Annotated in this window: 31 protein-coding genes, 1 tRNA gene, 1 rRNA gene and 1 riboswitch; of the genes, 7 read left to right on the top strand and 26 right to left on the bottom strand. The window is 41.7% G+C overall.

The features are described from left to right. Window positions 1–196, bottom strand: a 16S ribosomal RNA gene (locus C6Y02_RS00005); the annotation flags it as partial. A 390-nt stretch (window positions 197–586) separates the two neighbouring features. Next, window positions 587–688: riboswitch (TPP riboswitch) on the top strand. 98 nt (window positions 689–786) lie between these two features. Between C6Y02_RS00005 and thiT the strand changes: the two genes are divergently transcribed. Further along, window positions 787–1362, top strand: a complete 576-nt coding sequence (gene thiT / locus C6Y02_RS00010; RefSeq protein WP_034659700.1) for an energy-coupled thiamine transporter ThiT — start codon at window positions 787–789, stop codon at window positions 1360–1362. A gap of 240 nt (window positions 1363–1602) precedes the next feature. Here the strand turns inward: thiT and C6Y02_RS00020 are convergent, their stop codons facing one another. Next, window positions 1603–2157 carry a GNAT family N-acetyltransferase gene (locus C6Y02_RS00020; RefSeq protein WP_066030506.1) on the bottom strand — a complete coding sequence of 185 codons (555 nt, stop codon included), beginning with the start codon at window positions 2155–2157 and terminating at the stop codon, window positions 1603–1605. 171 nt (window positions 2158–2328) lie between these two features. Here C6Y02_RS00020 and C6Y02_RS00025 point away from each other — a divergent pair, with 171 nt between their 5' ends. Genes C6Y02_RS00025 through ftsW form a run of 3 tightly spaced genes read left to right on the top strand, consistent with a single transcriptional unit; the run spans window position 2329 to window position 5272 of the window. Continuing rightward, window positions 2329–2964 (top strand): helix-turn-helix domain-containing protein, encoded by a 636-nt coding sequence (locus C6Y02_RS00025; protein ID WP_060597120.1) that lies wholly within the window; start codon window positions 2329–2331, stop codon window positions 2962–2964. Window positions 2965–2978: 14 nt separating this feature from the next. After that, complete coding sequence (gene rodA / locus C6Y02_RS00030) at window positions 2979–4133, top strand: rod shape-determining protein RodA (RefSeq protein WP_106030398.1); 1155 nt, start codon at window positions 2979–2981, stop codon at window positions 4131–4133. Window positions 4134–4138: 5 nt separating this feature from the next. Next, the gene (gene ftsW / locus C6Y02_RS00035; RefSeq protein WP_106030722.1) at window positions 4139–5272 is read left to right on the top strand and encodes a putative lipid II flippase FtsW; all 1134 of its coding nucleotides are present in this window, start codon (window positions 4139–4141) and stop codon (window positions 5270–5272) included. A gap of 230 nt (window positions 5273–5502) precedes the next feature. On the opposite strand, the gene floT is transcribed toward ftsW, so the two are convergent. Together floT and C6Y02_RS00050 are read right to left on the bottom strand one after the other, a co-directional pair. Next, window positions 5503–7050, bottom strand: coding sequence for a flotillin lipid rafts scaffold protein FloT (floT, locus tag C6Y02_RS00045; RefSeq protein WP_060597126.1), 1548 nt, complete (start codon window positions 7048–7050; stop codon window positions 5503–5505). Between the two features lie 11 nt (window positions 7051–7061). Next, window positions 7062–7592: an NfeD family membrane protein gene (locus C6Y02_RS00050; protein ID WP_060597128.1), complete on the bottom strand. Its 531-nt coding sequence runs from the start codon at window positions 7590–7592 to the stop codon at window positions 7062–7064. A 204-nt stretch (window positions 7593–7796) separates the two neighbouring features. On the opposite strand from C6Y02_RS00050, the gene C6Y02_RS00055 reads away from it, so the two are divergent. Then, window positions 7797–8276: a DinB family protein gene (locus C6Y02_RS00055; RefSeq protein ID WP_060597213.1), complete on the top strand. Its 480-nt coding sequence runs from the start codon at window positions 7797–7799 to the stop codon at window positions 8274–8276. A 40-nt stretch (window positions 8277–8316) separates the two neighbouring features. Here the strand turns inward: C6Y02_RS00055 and gbsB are convergent, their stop codons facing one another. Both gbsB and betB read right to left on the bottom strand, forming a co-directional pair. After that, the gene (gene gbsB / locus C6Y02_RS00060) at window positions 8317–9525 is read right to left on the bottom strand and encodes a choline dehydrogenase (RefSeq protein ID WP_066030503.1); all 1209 of its coding nucleotides are present in this window, start codon (window positions 9523–9525) and stop codon (window positions 8317–8319) included. A gap of 27 nt (window positions 9526–9552) precedes the next feature. Next, window positions 9553–11022: a betaine-aldehyde dehydrogenase gene (gene betB, locus C6Y02_RS00065; protein ID WP_106030400.1), complete on the bottom strand. Its 1470-nt coding sequence runs from the start codon at window positions 11020–11022 to the stop codon at window positions 9553–9555. A 206-nt stretch (window positions 11023–11228) separates the two neighbouring features. Between betB and gbsR the strand changes: the two genes are divergently transcribed. Further along, complete coding sequence (gene gbsR, locus C6Y02_RS00070) at window positions 11229–11786, top strand: transcriptional regulator GbsR (RefSeq protein WP_034659712.1); 558 nt, start codon at window positions 11229–11231, stop codon at window positions 11784–11786. 72 nt (window positions 11787–11858) lie between these two features. Beyond that, window positions 11859–11931 (top strand) — tRNA-Ala (locus tag C6Y02_RS00075). Window positions 11932–11968: 37 nt separating this feature from the next. Here C6Y02_RS00075 and C6Y02_RS00080 read toward each other — a convergent pair. The 20 genes from C6Y02_RS00080 to C6Y02_RS00175 all read right to left on the bottom strand — a co-directional run bounded on the left by C6Y02_RS00080 (window position 11969) and on the right by C6Y02_RS00175 (window position 26203). Continuing rightward, the gene (locus C6Y02_RS00080) at window positions 11969–12163 is read right to left on the bottom strand and encodes a hypothetical protein (RefSeq protein ID WP_106030401.1); all 195 of its coding nucleotides are present in this window, start codon (window positions 12161–12163) and stop codon (window positions 11969–11971) included. A 112-nt stretch (window positions 12164–12275) separates the two neighbouring features. Next, the gene (locus tag C6Y02_RS00085) at window positions 12276–13085 is read right to left on the bottom strand and encodes a peptidoglycan recognition protein family protein (RefSeq protein WP_060597133.1); all 810 of its coding nucleotides are present in this window, start codon (window positions 13083–13085) and stop codon (window positions 12276–12278) included. Window positions 13086–13104: 19 nt separating this feature from the next. Further along, window positions 13105–13368: a phage holin gene (locus tag C6Y02_RS00090; RefSeq protein WP_034659731.1), complete on the bottom strand. Its 264-nt coding sequence runs from the start codon at window positions 13366–13368 to the stop codon at window positions 13105–13107. A 12-nt stretch (window positions 13369–13380) separates the two neighbouring features. Further along, window positions 13381–13593 (bottom strand): BhlA/UviB family holin-like peptide, encoded by a 213-nt coding sequence (locus C6Y02_RS00095; protein ID WP_034659732.1) that lies wholly within the window; start codon window positions 13591–13593, stop codon window positions 13381–13383. Window positions 13594–13629: 36 nt separating this feature from the next. Further along, window positions 13630–13773, bottom strand: a complete 144-nt coding sequence (locus tag C6Y02_RS00100) for an XkdX family protein (protein WP_189318225.1) — start codon at window positions 13771–13773, stop codon at window positions 13630–13632. Then, complete coding sequence (locus C6Y02_RS00105) at window positions 13770–14090, bottom strand: hypothetical protein (RefSeq protein WP_106030402.1); 321 nt, start codon at window positions 14088–14090, stop codon at window positions 13770–13772. Before C6Y02_RS00105 ends, C6Y02_RS00100 begins: the two co-directional genes overlap by 4 nt. 167 nt (window positions 14091–14257) lie before the next feature. Next, entirely contained in the window at window positions 14258–14596 is a 339-nt protein-coding gene (locus C6Y02_RS00110; protein ID WP_223256469.1) for a hypothetical protein, read from the bottom strand. 33 nt (window positions 14597–14629) lie between these two features. Beyond that, on the bottom strand, window positions 14630–15757 hold the full coding sequence (locus tag C6Y02_RS00115) for a pyocin knob domain-containing protein (RefSeq protein ID WP_106030403.1): 1128 nt from the start codon (window positions 15755–15757) through the stop codon (window positions 14630–14632). Between the two features lie 7 nt (window positions 15758–15764). Continuing rightward, entirely contained in the window at window positions 15765–15938 is a 174-nt protein-coding gene (locus tag C6Y02_RS00120) for a hypothetical protein (protein WP_060597138.1), read from the bottom strand. After that, complete coding sequence (locus C6Y02_RS00125; protein WP_106030404.1) at window positions 15935–16264, bottom strand: XkdW family protein; 330 nt, start codon at window positions 16262–16264, stop codon at window positions 15935–15937. Before C6Y02_RS00125 ends, C6Y02_RS00120 begins: the two co-directional genes overlap by 4 nt. Window positions 16265–16274: 10 nt before the next feature. Further along, a complete protein-coding gene (locus C6Y02_RS00130; protein WP_106030405.1) occupies window positions 16275–17153 on the bottom strand; it encodes a hypothetical protein in 879 nt (292 codons plus the stop codon). Window positions 17154–17168: 15 nt separating this feature from the next. Beyond that, window positions 17169–17552, bottom strand: a complete 384-nt coding sequence (locus C6Y02_RS00135; RefSeq protein WP_003212666.1) for a phage tail-collar fiber domain-containing protein — start codon at window positions 17550–17552, stop codon at window positions 17169–17171. An 11-nt stretch (window positions 17553–17563) separates the two neighbouring features. Beyond that, window positions 17564–18487, bottom strand: coding sequence for a YmfQ family protein (locus C6Y02_RS00140; protein ID WP_106030406.1), 924 nt, complete (start codon window positions 18485–18487; stop codon window positions 17564–17566). After that, window positions 18471–19520, bottom strand: a complete 1050-nt coding sequence (locus C6Y02_RS00145) for a baseplate J/gp47 family protein (protein ID WP_106030407.1) — start codon at window positions 19518–19520, stop codon at window positions 18471–18473. Before C6Y02_RS00145 ends, C6Y02_RS00140 begins: the two co-directional genes overlap by 17 nt. Continuing rightward, window positions 19513–19935 (bottom strand): DUF2634 domain-containing protein, encoded by a 423-nt coding sequence (locus tag C6Y02_RS00150; protein ID WP_060597150.1) that lies wholly within the window; start codon window positions 19933–19935, stop codon window positions 19513–19515. The genes C6Y02_RS00145 and C6Y02_RS00150 overlap by 8 nt, the downstream gene beginning before the upstream one ends. A 14-nt stretch (window positions 19936–19949) precedes the next feature. Next, window positions 19950–20216, bottom strand: coding sequence for a DUF2577 family protein (locus C6Y02_RS00155; RefSeq protein ID WP_034659738.1), 267 nt, complete (start codon window positions 20214–20216; stop codon window positions 19950–19952). Next, complete coding sequence (locus C6Y02_RS00160) at window positions 20213–21223, bottom strand: XkdQ/YqbQ family protein (RefSeq protein ID WP_044140764.1); 1011 nt, start codon at window positions 21221–21223, stop codon at window positions 20213–20215. Before C6Y02_RS00160 ends, C6Y02_RS00155 begins: the two co-directional genes overlap by 4 nt. Window positions 21224–21234: 11 nt before the next feature. Next, window positions 21235–21903: a LysM peptidoglycan-binding domain-containing protein gene (locus C6Y02_RS00165; protein ID WP_003213616.1), complete on the bottom strand. Its 669-nt coding sequence runs from the start codon at window positions 21901–21903 to the stop codon at window positions 21235–21237. After that, complete coding sequence (locus C6Y02_RS00170; protein WP_411266001.1) at window positions 21896–26065, bottom strand: transglycosylase SLT domain-containing protein; 4170 nt, start codon at window positions 26063–26065, stop codon at window positions 21896–21898. Before C6Y02_RS00170 ends, C6Y02_RS00165 begins: the two co-directional genes overlap by 8 nt. Continuing rightward, complete coding sequence (locus C6Y02_RS00175) at window positions 26066–26203, bottom strand: hypothetical protein (RefSeq protein WP_095285871.1); 138 nt, start codon at window positions 26201–26203, stop codon at window positions 26066–26068. Window positions 26204–26227: the final 24 nt, after the last annotated feature.

Genomic DNA, 26227 nt, shown 5'->3' on the forward strand with positions numbered 1-26227 from the left:
CCATGCGGTTCAAGGAACTATCCGGTATTAGCTCCGGTTTCCCGGAGTTATCCCAGTCTTACAGGCAGGTTACCCACGTGTTACTCACCCGTCCGCCGCTAACATCCGGGAGCAAGCTCCCTTCTGTCCGCTCGACTTGCATGTATTAGGCACGCCGCCAGCGTTCGTCCTGAGCCAGGATCAAACTCTCCGAAAAAGTACAAAACCGAAGTTTTGTTTTTCGCCAGTTTGACTGACTACCTATGATGTTTCATAGGATTTTTTTATAAAAACTCGAATTAACAGGTACGTTTTGTCTTGTTTAGTTTTCAAAGATCATCTTCATCGTCTCTCAGAGGCGACTTTATTAATATAACATTCTATCAAGATAAAGTCAACAACTTTTTTCTTTATCTTATTTAATAACCGCGCTGTTTTAGCGGCGAATACAAATATAACACCTTTCGAGAGAGGAAACAAGTATTTTTTCTAAATAATTTATTTTTCCTTATCTCTTCCTATATAATCATACAAAAATTGATTGCCACAGGAATTCTCTATTGTTGATCCTGAAGGTCTTTAGTATATTTATAATAGAAGAAAACTAAATAACCGCAGGGGGAGCTTTGTGCTGAGAGTGAACACTCGTTGTTCTGACCCTTTGAACCTGTCAGTTAATACTGAAGTAGGAATGTGGATTCAATTGAATACATGTGGTGTATTCAACTCGATATGTTTTTCTATGAATAACATACTCATCCTTACACGGTCTCTCCTTGCTCAATTCATGAAAAAGGAGATTTTTTTATGCAGCAATCAAATCAATTGGTACGACTGATGGAAATCGCAATTATGACTTCACTTGCACTTGTATTAGATTACTTATCAGGTCTATTTTTAAGAATGCCAAATGGCGGATCTCTTGCGCTGATAATGATACCCGTCATTCTTATGTCTATTAGATGGGGAATATCAACCGGGTTTATCATTGGTGTGCTTATTGCAGGCCTTCAGCTGATGAATGGCCCTATTATCGCTACACCTGTTCAAGGATTTCTCGATTATTTCGTCGCATCTGTTGTCATTTCCCTAAGCGGTCTATTTTCTGGATTGATCAAAAAAGCCATTCAGGATCAAAAGCGAAAGCAGCAATTCTTCTATATTACCTTATCCGTATTTGTTGCAAGTTTCTTTAGACTGTTGACGTTCTTTATCTCTGGTGTTGTTTTCTTTTCTCATTATGCACCAAAAGGAACTCCAGGTTGGGTTTACTCTTTAATTTATAACAGCACATATATGGTTCCTTCATTTATTATTTGCAGTATCGTTCTTTGCATACTCATACCAAGTGCATCTCGTTTGGTTTTTCCTCACAAAAAATAACTGGCTGATTTCAGCTGGTTATTTTTTTATGCATAATTTGCCGCTCTATGGAATCTATTAATAGTAGAAGATTTCATGCTGGAGGTACGCCAATGAACCCTTACCCCATTATGCTGTGCTGTTATATTCTCAGTCTTGCTTATTTTTTGGCAGGTTTCTATGAAGCTTTAAAAATAGCAGGAATAAAAGGAAAAGTAGAAGCTTCTCCTTTTATCTCTTATATTTTGCTAGCTGTGCTTTTCACTTTTTTCTCTCATTATTATTGGAAGCTGACGATTTAATTCGGTGTACATGGTCATGTAATACAGACAGTTCCCACCCATACCCTATTTCATTATGTTCCTCGCCAGCCAGCTCGAACTGGCTGGTAACGACAAAATGAGGTTGAAGCTTTTGATAAAAATGCTTTGCCGAATTTTGTTCAAATACCCACAGCATTATATTCTGATACCCTTTCTCTATTAAATAACTCACTCCTTCTGCAATTAAAGCGATACCTGCTCCTGATTTCTGTTTCTCTTGCAATAAATAGATCGCGTAAAGTTCTCCATCATATGTTGAATAGCGCTCATCACGTTGTTTTCCAAAAGAAGCAAAACCAAATACCCCCTCGGCATCTTCTGCGACAAACGTCCCTTCAAGTGACCTTCTTCTCCAGCTCTCTTCTCGATCTTCTATATTTAAACCATCCAAATAATCCTGATTAATAATGCCTTGATAAGTCGTCTGCCAGCTCTTCACATGTATTTCGGCAATTTTAGGAATATCTTTTTGTACAGCATGCCTCACCTTCATCCGCGCCACTCCTTCTCACTGTTTTCACCCTATCTTCATTATGATAAATTCCTATTTCCTAAAATTCAATCAATAAAGGATATTCGTTGACATTTTGTCAACACACCTTTATATTGGGTACGACTTCTTCTATAGAAGAGTTGAAACATCATACAAAGGATGGCGTAAAAGATGGATTTTAAGACAACTGAGCTTGGGCCGCTCTTAAAGGAAAAATTGCAACAACGTTCTCTATCTTTAAGAGATCTCAGCACATACACAGGAATTGATAAAGCGACACTGTCTCGAATCATGAATGGAAAAAGAAAACCAACTTTGAATCACCTGCAGCGGCTTTCAGATTCTCTGAACATATCATTAGATCAACTATTGACTGCTGCAGGGTTTCCAGTCAAAAGCGAAAAGGTGCACGGTGATACGTTCATTCAAGCGGTAGAAGAGATCGAAAAAATACTGAAAGATCAGGACGTCTACGACGGTACATTTAGTCAGACCAAATTGAAACAAAAGTTAAACGAATACGAAGCCTATAGCCAAACAAACGAGGGAAAAGAAACGATCTCGGCAAATTTTGAGAAAAAGATGGAGACGCTAAGCGGCGTCGGACCATTCCTTCAACATTTGAAAAACATGTACAGCTTATTTATGACCGGACGGGGGACTTCTCGAGAATTAATGGTGATGGGGGGCGCACTCCTTTATTTCATTATGCCTGTTGACTTAATACCAGATTATATTTTTCCGATCGGCTATATTGATGATGCTGCGGCTGTGAAAATTGTCATAGACCAGCTGACAAATAGGTAGCAGGACAAGAAGCTATGAAAAAACAGTACAGCATTGACTTCGTACTTTTATTCACTGTGATTTGTTTATTTGTCATCAGCCTGATAGCTGTATATAGCGGATCGGGACAGTATGAAACGCAAGATATGTTTTATTTCGTCAAAAGACAAATTTTCTGGTATATCGTCGGTTTCGGCCTCATGGCAGCTGCTGCATACTTTGATTATGAACTGCTTGAGCGTTTATCTTTTCGGTTATTTGCAGGTGGTATTTTCCTCATTATTCTTGTGCATTTTTTCGGAACGAGTCAAAACGGATCCCAAAGGTGGATCAGCTTCGGTTCAATCAAAGTTCAGCCATCAGAGTTCATGAAAATTTTTGTGATCCTGCTGCTAGCGGCTGTCTTGAACCAATACAAGCATCAGCGATTTTCGTTTAAAGAAAGCATCATTCCTACAAGTAAAGTCGTTTGCTGGACCGTTGTCCCTTTTTTCCTCATCTTAATTCAGCCTGATTTAGGGACAGCGCTCGTGATATTATCCATCGCCTTTACACTGATGCTTGTGTCAGGGATTTCTAGCAAGATGATGGCTGCATTAATGGCTACTTTTCTTACACTTCTTGCATTTTTGGTCTACTTGCACAATGAACACTTTGAGCATTTTACAAAAATCATTAAGCCTCATCAGCTTGATCGCATTTATGGCTGGCTCTCTCCTGATGAATTTGATTCAACATACGGGTATCAGCTGAAACAATCGATGCTCGGCATTGGATCAGGTCAATTATCAGGAAGCGGTTTTACACAGGGGCATCAAGTACAAGGAGGTAATATCCCTGAAGCGCATACGGATTTTATATTTGCCGTTATTGGTGAGGAGTTTGGTTTTATCGGTGCCTCCCTTTTGATGTGTTTGTACTTAATGATGATTTACCGAATCATTCATGTGGCTATGCATGCTAATACGCTTTATGGATTGTACATATGTGCGGGAGTCGTTGGGCTGATCGTGTTTCAAGTTTTCCAAAACGTAGGGATGACAGTCGGTTTAATGCCTGTGACGGGACTCGCGCTTCCTTTTATCAGCTATGGGGGCAGTGCGCTTTTGACCAACATGATCGCCATTGGCCTCGTGTTTAGCGTCAATCTTAGGTCATCATCCTATATGTTTGGGCACAATTGGAATTGAAGATGATGACATTTCTTCTATCTCATCTCAAAAGAGTCGACCGCATTCTTGTTGGAACGATTGTGTTCCTCTGTTTATTTGGTTTACTGATGGTTTACAGTGCGAGTTATCCTTTAGGAGAAGTGAAGTATGAAAAGGGCAGCTATTTCTTCATCAAACAATGGCAATGGCTCCTGATTGGGGGATTCTTTTTCTTCATTGCCGCTCTGTTCCCTTATCAGATTTATCGTAAATGGATTCGGTGGCTTGTTATGCTGTCATTGTTATGCCTGATCCTAGTCCTGCTTCCTGGAATCGGTGTTGTCAAAAACAATTCCCAGCGCTGGGTTCAGTTGGGCTCTCTCATGCTCCAACCTTCTGAAGCTGTGAAACTAGTGATGGTGATCTATTTTGCCTATGTGTACGCGAAAAAACAGGCGTACATTACATCTTTTAAAAAAGGCGTACTGCCGCCACTCATTCTTTTAGGTCTTGTTTTTTTGTTGATCTTAAAGCAGCCTGATTTAGGCACAGCTGTGTCTATTTTATTAAGCTGCGGCATCATTTTATTATGCGCTGGGCTGAAAACGCACCATCTCATTTTGCTAGGATCGACTGCGGCAGCAGGTATCACATTTTTTGCAGTGACAGCTCCTTATCGTTTGAAGCGGCTGACTTCTTTTCGTGATCCTTTTCAGTATGAAGATGGAGATGGATATCAGCTGATTCATTCGTATCTCGCGATGGATTCAGGCGGGCTGACAGGGAATGGCTTAGGCGGGAGCATTCAAAAGCTAGGCTTTCTTCCTGAAGCCCATACGGATTTTATCATGGCCATCATCAGTGAAGAGCTGGGAATCATGGGGATTTTGTTTGTGATTGGTGCATATCTACTCATCATGTCTCGCGCTATGCGAATTGTGCAGGCTTTACACGACCCTTTTGGAAAGCTGTTAACGATCGGGCTCACGTTTCAAATCATGCTCCAAGCAGTCTTTAATTTAGGCGCTGTCTTTGGTCTTCTTCCAATCACAGGCATTCCGCTTCCCTTTATTAGTTATGGCGGCTCCTCCCTAGTGTTCATGATGATATCTGCTGGTATTCTCGTGAATCTTTCTTCATATGTAAAGAGGAATCCATATCAGGCGCATTCCAAATAGACACCTTCTGATGGAAGGTGTCTCTGGTTGTTGACAATGGGCTAAAATGGGTTTTATTTTAGCCCTTTGTCTTCTATTCAGCGTGATAGAAAACCTTTGAAGTCTAGGAAGGACGAGTACTGGCGCGGAGCGAATTAGACATTCGTGAGCACCAGCGCGCAGGACTGACAACGAATGCAAGGGTTTGTCTACACGCTGAGACACCTTCTGATGGAAGGTGTCTATTATGTTTATTCTTCTATTTGATGATCAGCGATCTCTTTTTTTCTTGGCTGTTTGATTTCATTCGTTAGTTCCTGAATGCTTTGTTTCACATTGCCTTTACCGGAAAAGTTCTCAATAATTTCTTTGACATCAATTCCAGAGGATGCTTTCAGGCTTTCTTGCAGACTGGACATGAGGTTTGTAGCATAGCCAGTGACTTTATTGGCACCGCTGCCTTCGCCGTTTCCTCCCGTATCCACAACAGTAATTTTATCAATGTTAGAAAGTGGTGCAGATACTTGCTTCGCATATTCAGGAAGCATTTTCACAATCATATCAAGGATCGCTGCCTGACCATACTGTTCGAATGCTTCAGCGATTTTCTCTTTGGCTTCGGCTTCCGCAAGTCCTTTCAGTCTAATGACTTCTGCTTCGGTTTCCCCTTTCGCACGATCAGCTTCCGCTTTGGCAAGCCCGTCAATTCGGACTTTCTCAGCTTCTGCCTTCGCCATTGCTTCAATGCTGTATTTCTTGGCATCTGCTTCAGCGAGGCGTTTCGCTTTTTCCGCCGCAGCTGACTGCTCAACAGCATAACGATCCGCATCTGCTTTCTTTTTCACTTCAGAATCGTATTGACGCTCACGACGCTGGATCTCTTTTTCTTCCAATTCAATTTGCTTCTGACGTTCAATGATTTTCACTTGCATTTCTTGTTCAGTTACGTGCTGACGGTTACGAGCTGTTTCAAGATCGTACGCTTGGTCGGCACTTGCTTTCGCTGTATCCTGTTCACGTCTGAATTCTGCTCTTTTCAGCTCATTGACCTTTTCTGCTTCAGCGATTTCAGTAGCACGCTCAAGCTCAGATTTCTTCGCATCTTTATCTGCTTCGGCACGTTTGATACGTGTTTCCTTATCCGCTTCAGCTGTTGCAATATCTGCATCGCGTTTCACTTGGGCAATTCTCGGTTTACCTAGTGATTCTAAATAGCCATTTTTATCACGGACATCTTTGATCGTGAACGACACAATGACGAGGCCCATTTTCGCTAAATCTTGAGAAGCGACACGCTGTACTTCTTGAGAAAATTTTTCTCTGTTTTTATAAATCTCTTCGACTGTCATTGATCCTAAGATGGAGCGAAGGTGTCCTTCTAGTACTTCTCTCGCTTCGTTTTCGCGGTCTTCTTTTGTTTTACCTAAAAATTGCTCTGCAGCAGTAGCAATTTCTTCAATCGATCCGCCAATTTTAATGATGGCCGTTCCGTCCGCCATGACCGGTACACCTTGTTCGGTATAGACTTCAGGCGTTGAAACATCTAGCTTGCTAGATAGTAAGCTGAGCGGCTCTGCTTGTTGAAAAACAGGGAGCACAAAGGTACCTCCGCCTCTTACAATCTTAATCTTGTTTCCACCTTCATCCACGTGGACATTTTTACTTCCTAGGTAACTTCCTGTGACAATTAACGCTTCATCTGGACCTGCTGTCCGGTATTTCGAAACAAATACACCAATAAGTGCAATAAGAATCACAAGCACAATTCCAATGATAATCAAAATGGTTGTTCCTGGCATAGCATTCCCTCCTAGATTTCTTCATTTGGTATAACTGATAAGACGCCTTTGTTCACTTCGACGACCAGCACCCGGGTTCCATATGGAATCTCCTCTTCGTCGAAACTGACGGCAGGCTTTGAGATTTTCCCGCTATTACTAATTAACAGCACTTCTCCAAACCCGTCTTTTGGAACAGATACAATGATCTCCCCAGTTCTTCCTTTTAAGTCGGCCTCTGTATATGAAAGAGATTCTTCAGCAGAGGAAAGCGGGACTAAGACAAATACATTCAAACAGGTCACAAGGACCACTGCGAGGATGGCAGATAATACTGCGCCAAGTCCACTCCCTACAATTGCTGTTTTTTCAGAGATAAACCCTCCAGCCGAGAAAAAGGTAAGAAATGCGAGGATCAATGTTGGTTGAAGGAATGAAACAGGAATCGCTTCAAACAATCCATCAAATACATCGCCGAAAAAGACGAAAACTAGTGTCAGGATTCCTGATATCATCAATATGTATAAATACAGCGTCTCAAGCGGCAGCCCGAACACATCCATCTTCCTCACCCTTTCTTCATGAAATGAACAGCCTTTGTTTCATTTAGACCATGCTCACCTCCAATGTATTCCTTCTAACAGGTAATACGAACCACTTTTGTAAAGGTTTCAAATTTCCTCACAATTCTTCACAGGAATTCCCCGATAGCTCAAGAATGATTGTCATGTACCACTATGTTAAAATTTGATCTTGAGGTGATGAAAATGAGTTTATTACATGAGGCAAGACAAGAATTGTGGCAAAAGCTGCAAGGTTTGAACGAAGAACAATTGAATCAAAAATTATCTGATGATACTTGGAGTATTCAAGAGGTGGCAGATCACTTAAAGAAGATGGATCTCATGGCAGCAAAACATCTAGCTGCTGAGGGAAAAAAAGCACCGATCAAGGAATATGAGCCAAAGCCGGTGGAAATGGCAGAGGACCGTTCTAGAAAAGCCACTGCGCCTAGAATTGTTGAGCCTGAACGCAAGCATGTGACACCTACACATTTAAAGGATGAGCTCGATACAGCACGTGAACAGCTCAATCAAATTTTATCAACGTTTACTGAGGAAGATTTCAAACGTGTCATTGCGCACCCGGTGTTTGAAGAGTTATCCCTTAAGCAATATCTTGATTTTATCGGCGCACACGAAAAACGTCATATTCATCAAATCAAAGAAATTAAAGAACAGCTATAAGACATAAAGAAGACTCCCTTTTGGGAGCCTTTTTTCATTGTTACACTGTTTTCGGTGTTAGATCAAAACAGCGAGCATAAATCCAGTTGTACGCTTTTTCATTTAGATCTCTTGGGTTTCCAATTGTTTGCGGATCTTTCATGGCTTCTTTAGATAAACGGTCAATCATATCTTTTGATACACCTTGTTCTTCTAATGAAGGAACTTCTAGATCTTCCACTAAATCATACATCCAGTTCACAGCAGCTTTTGCTGCTTCCTCTGTAGACATTCTGCTTGTATCAATGCCGAACGCTTGCGCAATACGAGCGAATTTTTCCGGATACCCTTTCCAGTTATACTCCATCACCGGTCCCATCATTGCTGCTACACACTGGCCATGCGCTACAGGAATAATACCTCCGAGTGTTTGACTCATCGCATGCGCAGCTCCAGCTGACTCGCTTCCATAAGAAAGCCCGGCAAGCATTGCAGCTTGTGCCATTCCATATCTAGCTTCTAGGTCCTCACCATCAGCAAAAGCACGGCGGATATAATGAGCAGCATATTCAATGGCCATGAGCGCTACCGCATCTGTAATAGGCTGAGCAAATTTCATCGTATAGCATTCGATAGCGTGAGCAAGCGCATCAATTCCAGTCATTGCTGTCACATGAGGAGGCATGGATACATGAAGCTCTGGGTCAATCACTGTGAGGTGAGCTGCAATGAGTGGTCCACCTGTGTTGAATTTAAATTCTCTTTCTTCATCCGTAATTACTGCCCACTGCGTAACTTCTGAACCTGTACCAGCCGTGGTCGGAATGGTGGTTAAAGGTGGGATTCTGTTTTCAAGCGGTTTTTTTCCCTCTGCCGCTTCGTAATCAAGGACTGAGCCTTCGTGAGTCGCCTCTACTCCGATTGCCTTCGCTGTATCCATTGAGCTTCCGCCGCCTACTGCGACTAATCCATTACAGCCTTCTTTTTCATATAACGCAGATCCTTCATTCACTAAACGGACTGGCGGGTTTGGCTCTACTTTATCAAATAGGATCACATCGATTTGTGCTTCTTTTAATGAAGCAACCACTGGGTCTACTACGCCCGCTTGATAAATACCTGGGTCTGTTACAAGCAATACCTTCGTGACACCGTATGCTTTCACTTCTTCCCCAACATGTTTCACTGCACCGATGCCATGTTTGATGACAGTCGGGATTTCAAATGTGTGGAATTTCTGCATGCTTTCAATTTTCATATTTAATGTCATATAGAATCTCCTCCAAATGTGTGATATTTATTTAAACCAATGAACCGCTTCAGGTTTCGTATTTCGATATACATGCTTCAGTTCCGTATATTCCTCAAGTCCGGTGCGTCCTAATTCACGTCCAAGACCTGACTGCTTATATCCACCCCAAGGTGCTTGAGCGAAATAAGGATGGAAATCATTGATCCAAACTGTGCCTAATCTTAATTGACGAGCCACTCTTTCGGCTTTTCCAATATCAGAAGACCACACAGCTCCTGCTAATCCATAAATCGTATCATTTGCCAGCTCGATCACTTCTTCCTCTGTTCGGAAGGATTCGACTGTCAATACTGGGCCAAAGACTTCTTCTTGGACAATCCGCATCTCTGACGTACAGCCTGAGAAAATCGTTGGCAAGTAGAAGAACCCATTTGAAAGCTCCTCTGTGTCAGGCCTTTTTCCGCCTGTTTCTAATCTTGCGCCTTCATCTAACCCAATGCTGACGTATTTCTCTACTTTTTCTCGATGCTCAGCTGAGATGAGCGGCCCGCTTTGGGTTTCTTCATCAAAGCCGTTGCCTAGCTTGATTTTTTTCGTACGCTTCACCAGTTCTTCTAAAAATTCATCATGAATGGATTCTTCCACTAGCAAACGTGAACCTGCTGAACATACTTGCCCTGCATGGAAAAACACAGCATTCATTGCCTGGTCAACCGCTACGTCTAAATCAGCATCTTGAAACACAATATTCGGATTTTTCCCGCCGAGCTCAAGGGCGATTTTCTTCACATTCCCACTGGCTCCCTGCATGATTTTCTTGCCTGTTTCAATACCGCCTGTAAATGAAATCAAATCTACATGTTCATTCACAGCAAGCTCATCGCCAACCGTTGCCCCTGGTCCAAGGACTAGGTTTGCAACTCCTGCTGGAATGCCTGCTTCTTCCATGAGTTGGAATATTTTGATCGTGGTGAGTGGTGTAATTTCACTTGGTTTTAAAACGATTGTGTTCCCTGCTGCAAGAGCAGGAGCGATTTTCCAGCTTGCTTGAAGCAATGGATAGTTCCAAGGAGTGATTTGCCCGCATACACCGACTGGCTCTCTGACTAATTCACTTTTTGAGTTCGGGATTGGTGACGCAATGATTTCCCCGCCATCTTTGTCAGCCAGACCTGCGTAATATTGGAACACGTTCGCAATATCGTCCATATCTGCTTTGCTTTCCTCTAATGTTTTACCAGTATCAAGCGATTCCAATTTGGCTAGTTCATCAAGATCACGTCTAATCAACTCAGCAATCTTAAACACCATATTTCCTCTTTCAAGTCCAGGCTGATTTGCCCAGTCCCCTTGATCGAAGGCTTTTCTCGCTGCTTTGATGGCTAGCTGCGCATCATTTCTTGATCCTTCGCTGACTGTCGCGATCACTTCTTGATTAAATGGATTGATGATATCCCGTGTGTCGCCACTTTTGGCGCCAACCCATTGTCCATCTATAAATAGTGTTTGACTCATAGAAGGAACCTCCTCTGATTCTCTTTGATAAGTTTGTTAAATAAAAATTTAACGTTTTGAACATAATTAACTTATCATGTTCAAATTTTTCTGTCAAAGGGAGATAGGCTTCATTTATTTTGACATTTTGTATTCTTTCGTTAACATATAGTCCATAAAGATTTTTTTGAACGTATTGAATTCTCTTAATAGAAAGCAGGGACAAGATGAAAAAGCAGGAACAGCCACAAGCAGAAGATCGTATTTTAGCTGCTAAAGATCTAGTCATTGATTCCATAGCTGAAACGATGGATCTCTATGGCATTACACGAAGTGCAGGTATTCTCTATGGGACCATGTATTTAAATGAGGAAATGACGCTTGATGAAATGCGTGAAGAGCTGCAAATGAGCAAGCCAAGTATGAGTACGGGTGTGAAAAAACTGCAAGACATGAATATTGTCAAAAAGACGTTTCACCGGGGCCGAAGAAAACACAGCTTTGTTGCTGAAAAAGACTTTTTTAAGTTTTTCACGAACTTCTTTCCGCAAAAATGGGAACGGGAGGTCGAGGTCAATTTAGCGGCGATTGAAGAAGCGCAAGAGCGGCTTCAAGAGGTTGCTAGTGATGATCAGTTGGAGGAACATGTAAGAGAGGAAGCGCAGCAGCTTCTTGAACAGCTTGAAAGCTCGAAAGCCTATTATGACTGGCTGAGACGCTTAGCGGACTCTGTACAATCAGGGGAGATCTTCGACTATATTCCGATTGATCAGAAAGATAAATAGGCGATATGTTTGCGTTTTACAGCTTGAATTTTACAGGAGGATTGATTATAATAAATTATGTCGTCATACTTCGGGGCATTAGCTCAGCTGGGAGAGCGCTACGCTGGCAGCGTAGAGGTCAGCGGTTCGATCCCGCTATGCTCCATCCGAAAAACCATTCTTGAGAGATCAAGGATGGTTTTTTATGTATATATTTCTTTTTGTTCTTTGTTTTTTCTTAACCTTATTATCTTTATGATTCGGTACATGATCACAGAGACATAAGCCGTGATGAGAATGATTGTGTAAGACACAGGAAAATCGCTCGTCATTCCGTGATAAACGAAATAGATGAGCAGCACTGACAGCATGATGACTTGGAACAGTTCCTTTTTCATTTTACTCTCCCCTTTTGATAGATTCGGTCGATTATATCACAAATGATGTCATTTTTTATTAGCTATCAGCAAGGAAAAATCCCTTCACCTGCTGATAGCACTTTATGAATGATCACTTTTTCAGCAATTGTTCCATTTTGTTCTTCGTCTTTGGTCCGTATATCCCGTCTGCCGCTAAGCCGTTCATGAGCTGAAACCGCTTGACCGCATTCGCCGTTTTCGGTCCATAATAGCCATCAATCCCATTGTTTTTTGCTCCTTTGTCTGGGTAAAAATAGAGGGAAGATAAGGCTTTTTGCACGGCTGTCACTTGAGATCCTTTTGTCAAGGGCTTGGTTATTTTTAAAATGCCAGATGGCAAATTTGACGATTTCTGTTTGGTCACGGGTGCTTTGTCTTTGTGGCTCAGGCTCTCTGTTCGGACTGGCTTTCTTGTGCTTTTGCTGTCGGTATGAGCTGTGGCTATTCCAGCTTTAAATTGATCCCATCGTCCGAGCAATTTCCTTGGACATTCTTTCCCACTCCAATGTTTATGGGGCACTACATTTGATAAAGGAATCCCCAAATCGCCCATCAGTTTCCGAATGAGCCATTGAGCATTTTCGACTGCTTGTTCAAAGTTGCCGTCTGTATTTTCACAAATTTCAATTCCGATTGATTTCATATTGCCATCGCCTCTGCCATCCCCTGCGTGCCAGCCGTTCTCGTTTAATGGTAAATGCTGATAAATGACCTGATCGTCGACAGTGTAATGCCAGCTGACCCCAGTACTTGAACGTGCAACAAACGCAGCGTGACTCCCCGCATTTGCACCTTTTGCAGTATTAGAGGTATTATGCACCGTAATATAGAGCGGCTTCATCCTATTTCCTGGTCTGTTGCGGTTGTGTTTTGGAATGTAGGCTTGAATGATATTGACCATATTGTTTCTCCTTCAACTATTATTTTGTTAGCCCTCTTTGTTTCAGGGTATCTTTTTGTAATTGACCTTTGTAGGTCACATAATTGTTTTTAAACCAAGCGATAACGGCTGTAACCATCGTAAAAATGGTGGAACCTGCTACATATAGTGCCTCACCGGCGGTTTGTACTTGCTCCTCACTAATCGGCAGCACCGTCTGTCCAAACATGACAAGCGTTTGATTGATGAGAGCAATAAAAAGAAGCACTGTGCGAATCACAGTGCCTTTGTCGAATGTTTTCATAATTTTTTCCTCCTATTTTAAATTCCGTTCAATTTTATCGAGTTTGTCGATCACGACGTCATACTTCTCACTAAACTTTGCTAACACTTCATTTTGCGCCTCGATTTGCTCATTGAGTTTACTTTCTCTTTCTTTTGTTGTATTAAGAACATAAAACAGAATCCAGCAAAAGAGAACGGCAAACGGGCCTTGTGTCATTAAGTTTTGGACGACATCTACTTCCATTGGAATCACCTTCTTTCTGGAAAAAAAATAAAGCCATTAGGCTTCGTATTTTTCTCCTGTTATGTCTTGATAGTCATCTGCCGAGATCCAGCCAATGCTTACATAAAATGCAATGTCCTCTGGACTGTAACACTGCCAGTCCCAAAATTTTTTAATATCTGCTACAGTTGGAAAGATCATTCTGAAGCCCCCCCTTTTTGCATAGTCAATAGCTGCGTTAATTGTTTTGATAATAAAGCATTTTGTTTCTTTAAAAGTTCTATATCACTTGGCGGGAGAGGGGCTGGTTTTAGGCTATCTATATACTCCTGTGTCGCTGATTCATACCATTGCTGTTTTTCCACATCAAATGCAGCTTTATAAAAAGAAGGATTATTGGGTGGTGCAATTGTTGTGCATTGATCTGGAATAACATAATTTCCTTCATCATCCCTCTCGAACACTTCTATAGGTCTGACCAATTCATATTTATGGTTGTATTCATAGGCTTGTATCATTTTTATCACTTCCTTAATTTAATGGGATGACTGTGTCTAAATAGTAGCCAGTTACCGCACTGTCATTTGCTGCTAGTAACCCAGTTAACTTTAGCTCTCCTGTCTTATATATAAGTAATTTACTATGACCCGTTGTACCTGATACTGGAACTGATACTACTATGCCTTTAAAATGCTGCATTGCCTATAGCAGGAGAATCGACTATTCCAGAAGCGCCCGGCGCATAGAACGAGCAAGCACCTAACGATTTAATCCCGTTATAAATACAATCGCCAGCAGGAATATGACCAACTGGGACGTTATCATTTGTCATTTTATATAGCTGAGATTGATTCCATTTCTGCTTTTCTGTTTCAGATGAATGAGATTTTATATCTTCTATGTGCTGATTGATTTGCTCTAACAATCCCATATCATTAGAAAGAATAACCCTAAGTATGTCATTAAACAGATCCGCATGGGTTTTGTCACTGGTTTCGAAAGTACGAGGTGTCTTTATCTCCATGTGATTCTCCTTTCACATTTCAGTTTTATTGAATTATCTTGTACTAAACTTAAAACCAAATGTAATAAACTCAGTCGGATTGACGTTATTTGAAGAAGATTGCACACATACCCTTCCTTCCTTATCTATTAATGTACGATGGAATTGAGGTACTCCTGGAGTCCCTATACTTGAAGCGACTCCTACAAAATGGATTGCCTGCTGCGGCCGATATTCTTCAGGCAAAATAAACACTGGGTTATTTCCTAAAATTCCCCCTTTTACAGCACCTACTATCTCGATTTCCCCTAAGAGATTCTTGCGATATTTTACTGGCAAATTAATAGGGTCATATTCCTTCCAATTGCTTTTAATCTCTTCAGGTGTTTTCCAAGAACCATCTAATAAATCTGATAGCGTGATTTGTTTCTCCCAAGGCGTCCATGTTTCTGCATCTTGTCGACGAAATCTAAAATAAGTGTTTTTCCCATAAACAGATTCGTACGCTATTTGTATTAAGGTATTGCCATAACTCATGACTAATAAAAACACTTTATTAAAGGATGATGGACCATTTACCCCAGGGTTATAAATGAGATACATACCTGTCTGAGTAAGGGTATTATAATCTGTCACGCTAGCAAATCCATGATAAAAAGGCTTGCCATTATCTTGTGTGATTTTTACTAATTGACCGTTATCCCACCTGTTCCTATCGCTTTCTGTAGGCAGCTTTGTCCATGTAATCGACGTATGTCCGGTATGATAATAAAAAAAGTAAGCATTACCCGATACATCAATTGCAAAACCAGAGCCAATATTTTCTTGACCTACTGTCTGTAGCCCTCTGATTGAGACATTCGATGAGGCCGGAGAATCCTCCACGCCAGCAGCTGCATAAAATGTACATGTTCCTTTATCTTTTATCGCATCAAATATTCTTCCGTCAGCAGACACATTAATAAGCTGTCTTCCACTATCTGCTGTGATTTTATAACTCTGGGAATCATTCCATTTCTTCTTTTCTGTTTCAGATGCGTGTACTCTCGCATCATTTGTATGTTTCAAGAACTGCTCTATTAATCCATGATCATTTTCAAGGAGTACTTTGACCATGTCATTAAACAAATCGGCATGCGCTTTATCATTTACTTCAAAAGGTTTTGGTTCTTTTATTTCCATTCAGTTTTCACTCCCTTTCTTTGAAGCTTGGTTTAATTTCTTGCAGCTGCTCTAGAGTGAGCATCCTTTGCTCATATCCTGCATTTAAATCTTCCATTGAACAATCACCTAGTTCCACTGCTTGTTTGACCAATTCAGGGGTCACCCATTGAAAATATAATGCCATTACCCAATAATTCATGATTCACGCTCTACTTTATATAAAAGGATCTCATTTTTTAGCGCTTTTAGTTCGTTTGTTAGGTGCTCGCATTGATGTTCAAGCTGTTTTCTCATTAGCTTTTCTTTGGCTACTTCTTGTGCAAGATAATCTAGCGGAAGAGGTGGTTGATACCTTGGATTGATTCGAGATTCCTCCCACCATTTTTTCAATTCTTCTATCGTTGGCTTTGGCACATCTAGATGCCACTCGTTAATATACGAACCGTCTCCGTCATTTCTAAGTTCAAAGTCCTTTTGCGGGTCGGCATCGGGGTATTTATATTTAATAGCTTCATATAAAATCATTAGAATCCTCCTATACTCTCGGGAAATTTCGACCACCTATTTCAGTAATATCGAAATAGTTGTACCAGCCTGGGTTATCTGATATATAACGATCGGAATTTCCCGCATAGCCTATATACATGTAAATTTCAATGTAATCTCCTTTATTCGCTGGCACATTCGCAGCCCCATATAAACCTATATCAAGTTTTGCCGTTTCAGAAGGTGTAGCCGGGAGATGTCTATAATGTGAAATATTTTTATAATTTTTCCCATTTAAAAAGATAGACAGCTCAAAATTTGCATACATTTGAACCGTCTCAATATAGACCCCAGCGTTCACTAAATACATTCCGTTTTCTGGACAAATAAAACGACTGTTTTTAATATCAAAATTATTGTGACTATCTTTTATTTTTCGATTAAATAAGATTTTTTGTCGTTCAGCATTATTAAGCAACTGCTTCCCAGTTGTACCTATATTGGCATGACAGTACCCAGAGAGTTTATGCCAGTCGGTCCAACCAGATCCAGTCCACCAATGACGGCACCACGTACCTGTGCTATCAAAATAACTGCCTGCTTCGTTTCCAGTCCCATAATAATATTGAACAAATCGAAAGTTACTATATTTTTCATTTTTCACAAAGCCAAATCTCGTAGGATATCCGGTATCATTCGCTTGTCCAATATCCATGAACGTAATGCCATTTGGATATTCCTCACCGCTGACTGATGCATCTTGAATGGCCTGATCGCCTGTTAGCTTAAATAAGCTTTCATTGGTGATTCCTTCTATCTGTCGGCTGAGCGCATTGTCATTCTCTACAAGTGTGTCGACCATCCGGTTAAATAAGTTGGCATGTGCTTTGTCAGAGGTTTCAAACGGTAAAGGTGATTTGATGTCCATTTCATTTCCCCTCCATTAATAAATATCATCAATCTCAAAAACAAATTCGATGTCGCCGTCTTTTTGTTTGTCTGTCATGGTGCGGATGGCGGTGAATTTGCCGGCTTCGTCGACAAGTGCTAGTTCGTTGATGACTTCTCCTGCAAGTTCTCCTTCGGCGATCGTGCAGGTGTAGCGGATTTTTGCTGGTTCCATGAAGGTAAACGAATCAATCTCTTTTTGGACGAGTTCTTTTTTCAGTTTTTGTTCAGTGCCGTCTAGTGAGATCGGTTTGCCATCCTTCGTCCCGCCGTTTCCAAATGCCATTTTGACGACTTTTGTGAGTTTTGTTCCCTCTGCTCTTGCCTTTGCCATTTGTTGACGTGCATATAATGTTGTTACGGTTAATTGATCAGCCATTGTGATCCTCCTTATAGCTCTATTTTTTGAGAAGTTGCTGCTAGCATTTTTGATCCGTCAAGCGGAACAGATCCATCGAGAATCCAGTAATGATCCTTGATCAGTAAGCTGCCGCCCTGTTCAGTTTGGACATGTACTGCCAATCGGAACGTCATCTTCTTTTTGGTTTGATGTGCCAGCTGGTTCTTTGTGCGTAAAGTCAGTGCCGCTTTTTGCCCTGTTTCATGTACAGCTCCAGTGATGACATAATTCATGCGATATGTGGTTTCTGACTTATGCTGAAGCGGCATTCTCATCTTCAACGAATGCCGAAAACGAGCAGGTACATCGGTTGAACCTCTTGTCCCGCTAAGATAAAACGTACCATTTAATACAAATTCACCATTCAGTAAAATCGGGATATGATCGAAAAAACCCACTCTGCTTCGCAGTGTGAGCCTCCCGTGATGATCATTTTTTTCATGTACATCGGTATGATGAAATGCAGTGAACGTATAAGCCAAATGAGCCGGCTTTAACGTTTCAAGTATTTCTACAATATATCTAGTGTTTTGCAGGTCATCTAGGTTCACACGTAAGGCGAAATGATAGCGATTGGTGGTGAGACGGATGATGGCACTTGGATTTTTGAGAAAGCGATTCACCGATTTCTCTAATGAAAGATACGTGATCGGTGGAATGTTTGACATCATATTGAGTAAGCGTGCCCTGCGAAGTTCAATGGAGTCACCTGATTCTCGCTGCACCTTCAGCATTCTTTCCCATCTATTCAATCCCCATGTCGCAGTTAAAGGGAAGAACTGATCCGTTAAATCGAAAATGGATTCATCCAATTGCTCAAACTCCGGTGCTTCTGTTTTGAGTAGATGATCTACTTCATAAATCTCTGTAAAATATGGCGGCAAGTAGTTTTTCATTTCATCCTGTTTGCTCAATAACCTTCACCTGCCTCAGACGCGGTATCTCAATGTCCTGTAACACTAAGTTTTTCGATTCCCCATTCAATAACACGTTTGCATAATCTGATACACTTTCTGAATGGTACAGAATGTCATTTAAGGCGGACATTCGAATGGTACTCTTTTCAAATGCGATTGATTTCAACAGCGCTTTGACCTTTTCTTCTATTTCTTTCTGCGCTCCTTCAAGGGTCCAGTCCATTTGAAGTTCGACGGCTACTTCTATGTCAATATCCAGCCATTTGGCGCTTTCGACGGTTGCTTTTGAACCAATAGGCGCTTGTCCTTCCCCTTCGCCTGATACTGGGTCGATATATTCCTGTACTCTTTTAACAAGCAGATCTGATGCAACATCTAGATTGCCGTCTGTGATGACAATTTTGACCGTCCCTTCTCCGTTCCAAAGCGGGAATACTTTCGCTCTGCCAACCCCTGTCACCTCCTCAGCCCATTTTTTATAATGCGCCTTGTTGGCACTGACAGCCTCTCGCCTAGCACGTATTAAGTAGCGATCATATAACGAAGCGTCATCTTCTTCCTCTTGTCCTGGTATCACCAGTTCTTTCATGGTAATCGATTCGAGTCCTGGAATTGTATCAAGTGATAGCAGCGGCTGATCTGTTAATTGACCATTGCCGATCTTGCCAGGTGTCTCGCATTCTAGCGTGCCATCGTTCGAATATTGGAAATAGACATCTTCAATAAAAAACCGTGAACCAGCTGGGATGTTGATATCCTCCGGCTGAATAGCTGCGGACCATACCGCTTTAGTCGCTGGTTTTCTTTCAATTCCTACTTCAGCAGCCCGCCGATCTAGAAACTCTCCTTGTGCTGTATCTGCAAAGACCAGCTCGAATACTTGATCAAGCCAAATATAGGACTGGGCTAATTCAGCGGCAGCAGGTGCCAAGACATTCCAAATGACGCTGTTTTCTCTTTTATCTATGTCATCTGGCAGTCTGTCTAGCATTCTTTCCATTAATGCTTCGTACGTTTGTTCCTCAAACATCGCTCTCCATCACCTCCTCTATTTCTAATGTGCCTTCATCTGTGACAATAGCTAGCTTGACATGAAACGAGTCATTTTGCTTTGTGACCTCTAATTCTTCAATATGATCAATCCGTTCGTCCACAATCAATGCTTCCTCTAGCAGCCTCGGAATCTCCATTTCTTTGTATTCATCCGTGGCTTCTGTATCCGTCAAGAGTTCCTGAATTTCAGTGCCAATGTCGTGGCTGTAGATAGGATATGCATACCGCTCTGTCCTGAGTGTCATATAAACGAATTGACGAATTGCTTCAATGCCTGAAATGGTTTCACCTGTCAGTCTGCCAGTTTCAACATCTATTCGATACGTCGTCGAGGTTTCCACCTCTTCCTCTTCTTCTATTTCCTCGATTTCTTCCTCTGGTGAAAGTGCCACATTCATCACCTCCCTTACAATTTGTCGATGATGTAGAAGGACTGCCCTCCTGCCATTGCCAGCACCATAATGCTGTCTCCCCTTTTCAGTTCATCATCCTCACCCTTATTTAGGCGCTTTGGCCAAATCAGTAATTCTTCCGGAATGACTAGCTTATGGTTTTCATTTAACCGGATGCTTACAGGAGAAACTGCCGTGACTTCTCCAACCACCAGATCAATTGGAGAGGCGGCATCTACAGCATTCACTGCTAATCGTTTAATCGCTTCACTTAATCTCACGCTTGATCACCCTTTGGGATGGAATTTTTCTCAACGACATCAATTGTCATGGTGTGTTTCACCCCACTGAATTCATGTTTGTCTTGATCGATCCAGTAGGTTTTTTTTACGTTGATTTCAGGGATTTTCAAATAGATTGGAAGACCGCTTTGCAGTTCAGGAATGCCTAGCGCTTGGATACTTTTGACTTCTTGTTTAACGCCTTTTTTCTCTGCCAGCCGTACTTTGGCTCTTTTTTGTAGCTGAGGCTGGTTGATTTGCCCTGTAACCGTCTCAACATGCTGTAAAATACCGTATTTACTCTGACCTGCTTTATCCTGTTCGACCACCACAATCTCTGATTTGCTGCCTTTTTTCTTATTCTTTCCCTGTTCATCTGCAGACGTGCGCAGTTTGACACGAGTGGCTGTCTCTTCAATCGAGGTGCTGTACTGATAACCAATGAGATTGACGCCTGATTCAATGACCCATACGTCCTCTGGATCTGGCCAAGCTCTCAGCCCCATCTTGCCTTTAGCAGAATAGATTTGATAGTTTCTACCAGTTTGACGCTTTGTTTCTTTTAACGCTTTCAGAATCATGTCATACAAACTCGTATCGTTTTTAAACACTAGTGATTTTATGACATGTCCTGTATTGGCGATGGAGGTCATTGGAATTTGAAAGTCAGCCCCTATCCGCCTCAAGATTTGATCTGCTCTTTGTTTTGAAAAAACATAGACATCTTGGTTTTTCACCAAATATTGAAGCATGTCGTATGCGGTAAAGGTCAGCTTCCCTTCAACAGGTGTCCGGGAAAACACAATGCCTCTGAACAGCTCTTTTCCTTTCCATTTAAAAAGAACCGTGTCCCCTTCTGAGACACGGTAATATGTTTGACTGCCTTGTTTAGTGATAATATTTGCCTGAATAGAGCGAGGGGCTTGATACCTTTGCCCCTGAAGTGTCACACTCTCTGTGACAAGCTCATACATGGTGCCGCTTCTGATGGCAAAAAGCTCGATCAATGCCAGCCCCCCTATTGTGGTATTTTTAACCTTTGTCCAGGGAAAATCCAATGCCCCGGCTGCTTAATATTGCGTTTGCTACGTTTAATCATCGCTAATTTATTGGCATTCCAAATACGCCGCCATTTTGTACTGTCGCCATAAAATCTGCCTGAAATAGCCCATAGCGTATCCCCTTTTTTGACGGTGTACATTTTTGGTGGTGTTTTTGAAGGCCTTTTCTTTTTCGTTTGTTTTGCTTTTTTCTTTCGTTTAATTTTCCTAGGCGATGCGGTTTTGTATTCCTTTAACTCGATCGTAAATTCACGATCGCCAATATCATATGACCCTTCTTTATGGGTGAAGCTTTCAATGCTACACGTCATATTAATTTTTGTCCCCGTTACAATGAGCCGCACCGACTTCTTTGAACGCATCATTCGTTCTATTTTCGCTATCGCATTCTCCGGTGATGGAATGCTTTTATATTCAGCAATTGGCGAATATTTCTTAGGAAATAATGAAGTGAATGATACTTGCTTAGCCGATGGGACATCAATAAAGGTCAGTTCTCCAAAAGAAGCAACCTTTACCGTTTCATTTTGTACGTTATTTGTGATTTCAAGTTCGGATGGAAGGACAGGGAATCGCAACTTGTCCTTTCCTTGGGAAATCCACAATTGATACACTGATTTACCCATCGATCACGACCCCCTTCGTTCCTGTATGAAGCTCTACTTCCAGTTCATCTACGAGCATTTGTCTAATTTTTTCGACAAGCGATTGCTGATCTTGTCCATTATGGAAATGCTGATCCCCATTGAATTGAATGGTAATTTGCTTATTGCCTGACGCTGTTGTACCACTAGAAGACTGAGCTGAGGTGACTTGCTGCATTTGTGATTCTGGTAAAGGTGCAGACGCATTTGCTGGGTCATATACTTGCATCCCAAGTGCTTTGGCTGCCTGCGTTAATAAATATCTCCCTCGAATCCCTCTTTCTTCAGGAATAATCCATTCGCGTTTGTTTCCTTCTCCGACTCTAGCAACCTGCTCCTGAGTAATCAGTCCACCATTTGCGTAGCCTTTATAAGGCCCGCCTCTTCTCATACTTCGTAATCCCGGTGTATTGAAGACTGTTCCATATCTGCCCTTAATGTAGTTAATGGCGGCTACGGCATTATGAATTGGGTTCCAAATGTCATTCATACCTTTGCCTTTATTGGAGTTAAACGTCGGTCCAATGGTTTGCATTAAGCCTTTAGAAGGCGTTCCCTTTTTAGCGTTGGAATCCCATAAGTTGATTGCTCTCGGATTTCCATTCGATTCATGCTGTGCAATGGTCATAAGACCTGGAAGCCAGTTCATCGATGTGCCAGTTGCCATGAGAGCTGCCATGAGCCATTGCTGAACACTAAGACCTGAAGCCCCCATACCACTGAAAGCTCCGATTAATGAACCAGCCTGATTTTCAGCAAACTTTTTCACATCCACTGAGTCCAGCCCTTTAACGACACCGATCGATGCAAATTTCCCAAGACTCATCATGACGCGTGAAGGGGAATGAATGTCTAATTCCTCTCTAAACGCCTGCTCTACTTTCTTCGCCATTTCTTTGGCAGCTTGTGTGACTTCACTTGCTTTTGAACGCATGCCGTTGTTAAAGGCATCCATCATTCCTGAGCCCCAGCCTGGTGATTCTTGTTTTGCTTGTAGGAATGGTTGTTTGATGTGCTGATCTACGTATTGGCTAGTACCAACTGATGTGGCATTTTGACCTGTGGCAAAACCATTAACTGTTCCAGAACCCCAAGTTGGTGATGCTGTCATCACTTGTTGGTATGGTGCTTTTACACGACTTTGCAAAAAGCTGTCTGTTCCTGTGGGTGTCACCTGCTGACCATTCGCAAAAGCAGCAACTGTTTGCTGACCATACTTACCTGAGTCTGAGGTCAATTGAGCAAAAGGCTGCTGAATATTCTTTTGCTTCCATTGATCAAGTGTAATCACTTTTTGATTTAATCCTTGTTCAAAATCCTTATTAAATTGCTCGCCTATGCTGGAGGCTTGAATGTTCCCAGTCATCGAGACAGATCCGTCTATTGAACCGACAGAAGATGATGAAGCTACTGCTGGAGGAGCTGGAGAGCTTGATACTTGATTTCCAGCTGCTCCGCTTGGCATAACAGACATTCCAAGATGAGAAGCAGCCTGAGCAAGCAGCATCTTCCCGCGTCCTCGGTTATTTTGAGTTGGAATAACAAATTCGTTACCTGCTTCTCCGACCCATGATAAGGTTGGCTGGGTGATATAGCCGCCTGTGGCATTGTTATCGGGTTTTTTCTTCCCAACAATCCAATTTATGACTACATCTACAATACCGCCTGCTTTGTCAAAAATCTTTTTAACCCAACCAAATGCTGCAGAAAACCCATCACTAATAGCTTCTGCTACTTTTACAATCGGCTTTTGAATGTTGTCCTCAAACCATTTGGATAATCCATCCCATATATCTGTCACGACTTTATACGCTTCTTCAAACTTTTTCCCGATGCTATCTTTAATGGTTCCTACGGTATCTACAAGTGGGTTCCATACATTTTCCATAAACCATGACGATACAGCTCCAAAGATTGATTGTATCGTTTTCCATGCATTTGATAATGCTGTCCAAATCCCTGTAGCGACTGTAACGACTGTGCTGCTTAGCGGTGTCCAAACGTTTTCAATAAACCAACCTGCAACTGCACTAAATGTCTCTTGAATCCATGTCCAGGCATTCACTAAACTTGACCAGATGGTCGTTGCTACCGTAACGACTGTGTCGCTGAGAGGTGTCCAAACGTTTTCGATAAACCAGCCTGCTACGGCACTAAATGTTTCTTGAATCCATGTCCAGGCATTGACTAGACTTGTCCATATGGTCGTTGCTACTGTGACGACTGTATCGCTTAGCGGTGTCCATACATTTTCAATAAACCAGCCTGCAACTGCACTGAAGGTTTCTTGTATCCATGTCCATGCATTGACTAAACTTGACCAAATGGATGACGCTACTGTGACAACCGTATTGCTTAATGGTGTCCATACATTTTCTGTGAACCAAGCCGCAACTGTTGACCAAACTTCGACAATTTGATTTTTGATTTCAATGGCTTTTTGGCCAATCTTTTCAAATCCGCCGCCATCAAACCATTTTCCAATTGTTTCACCGATAGATTCTCCACCCATACTTCCAGCGATGCCGCCTACTAGACCGCCGATGGCTGTACCTACCCCTGGAACTACGCTTCCAATAGCTGCACCTGCTGCAGCACCTGCCATCCCGCCAGCGATTCCGCCTCCAGTCGTACCAATCTTTTCACCAGCATTCTCTTTGTTCATACCGATTAGATTTGTTGCACTAAGTACACTTCCTAGAATAGGTACTTTCTTTAATAACTTGCCGCTCCCTTTACCTATACTCTTCATCGCATTCCCTAATCCACTTAACCCCTTGCTACCTTTCACTAAACCCGTAAGTCCGCCAACTGAAGCTGCGATACCCGCACCTTTCTTTAGTCCACTAGGAATTTTTCCAAATAATTTACCTGCATTTGTTTTCAGTTTCCCTAATCTACTTGGAGGTCTTCTATTCATTTCGGTTCTTGTTGTGGCATTTGGGTTTGTGGATTGTCTTGGTGATTGACCATTTCTATTTTTAGTTTTAGTAGATCCTCCCCTGCTTAAACCTCTTGCACAACAGGGGCAACAACTATTGCGAAACAAGCCTTTTCCACCTCGCGGCTGAGGTTTCGTTTTGGGAGCTGGATTTGATGGTGTTGATGTTGATGTTGGTGTTGGTGCTGTTGTTGGTGCTGTTGTTGGTGCTGTTGTTGGTGCTGTTGTTGGTGCTGTTGTTGGTGCTGTTGTTGGTGCTGGAGTGGCACTTTCACTTGATTGATCACTTGCACCAAAGAGACGATCTAATCCAGTCTTCACCAATTGATCTAGTTTTTCTTCAGGATTAAATTTAATCTTCTCTTTAATTCTTCCGATCACATCTTGTTTGTAATCTTCCATTTTATTTTCAACCCAAGGAAGTGCTTTTTCATCCCAAAACTTTCTAGGACTCAATTTTTCCTTCACTTTGTCTGCAACGTCACCTGCATATTTTTGAATTTCATTTAATCCTTTATTGGCAAGGTTTTGAAGCCAACTCTGTTTAGATTCATCTGTTTTCACTGATGGACTAACAGCCTCAGGCTCCTTTTTTATGTTTTGTTCTTTCACAATCGACTCAGCCTGATCTCGTTTTTTCAACTTACTTTTTGCATTGTCTTGAACAGACACTCTGATTTCGTGTTTAGACATCGTCAAGCTTTTGAGTGTCTTTTTGATTCGTTGAATTGCAGCGGTGGCTTGGTCAACCATGTTTAATCTCATATAATACGTTCTGTTCATGAGCTGAAGGATAGATTTTTTGATCGATGACATTTTACCTGACAATTGATCGTTTAGTTTAAACGTCAGCAGAATGGGGCTTGTTCCCGCTTGTTTTAAACGGTTTATGCTGGATTTAATGACATCTAGTCCTTTCGCTTGAATGGATATGACCAGATGATTTGGGAGCATATTTAACTGATTGTTTAATGCTTTTAAATCACGATAGATTCCCTGATCCAGTCTCATGGAAAATACTGAAATTTTCCGAAGCGATAAACTGAAGTTTCTTAACTTCTTTTCATCTATTTCCAGGTTTATTTTCACTGGTTTTCTAAATGGTTTTAGCTGCTTCTCAAACGTTTGAAATCGTTTTTGAATGCGCATAAGCTTCTTCGATACTTTGTCTTCTAATTCAAATCGTGCAGTGAGTTTCGCCAATTATTTCCCTCCTTTCTTTGCTTCTTTTTCTAGCATGTCTAGTTTGTAGCTGATGAGTCCGAATAGGAATGCTTTGAACGGTCTTGGTGATTCGTATAAATCTAGGAGTTCAGATGGGGAGTAGTGAAGCTCGTGCATGGCGTAATATAAAAACACCGCTTC

This window comes from Bacillus sp. NMCC4, from assembly GCF_002998555.1.
In the GTDB taxonomy this organism is placed as follows: Bacteria; Bacillota; Bacilli; order Bacillales; family Bacillaceae; genus Bacillus.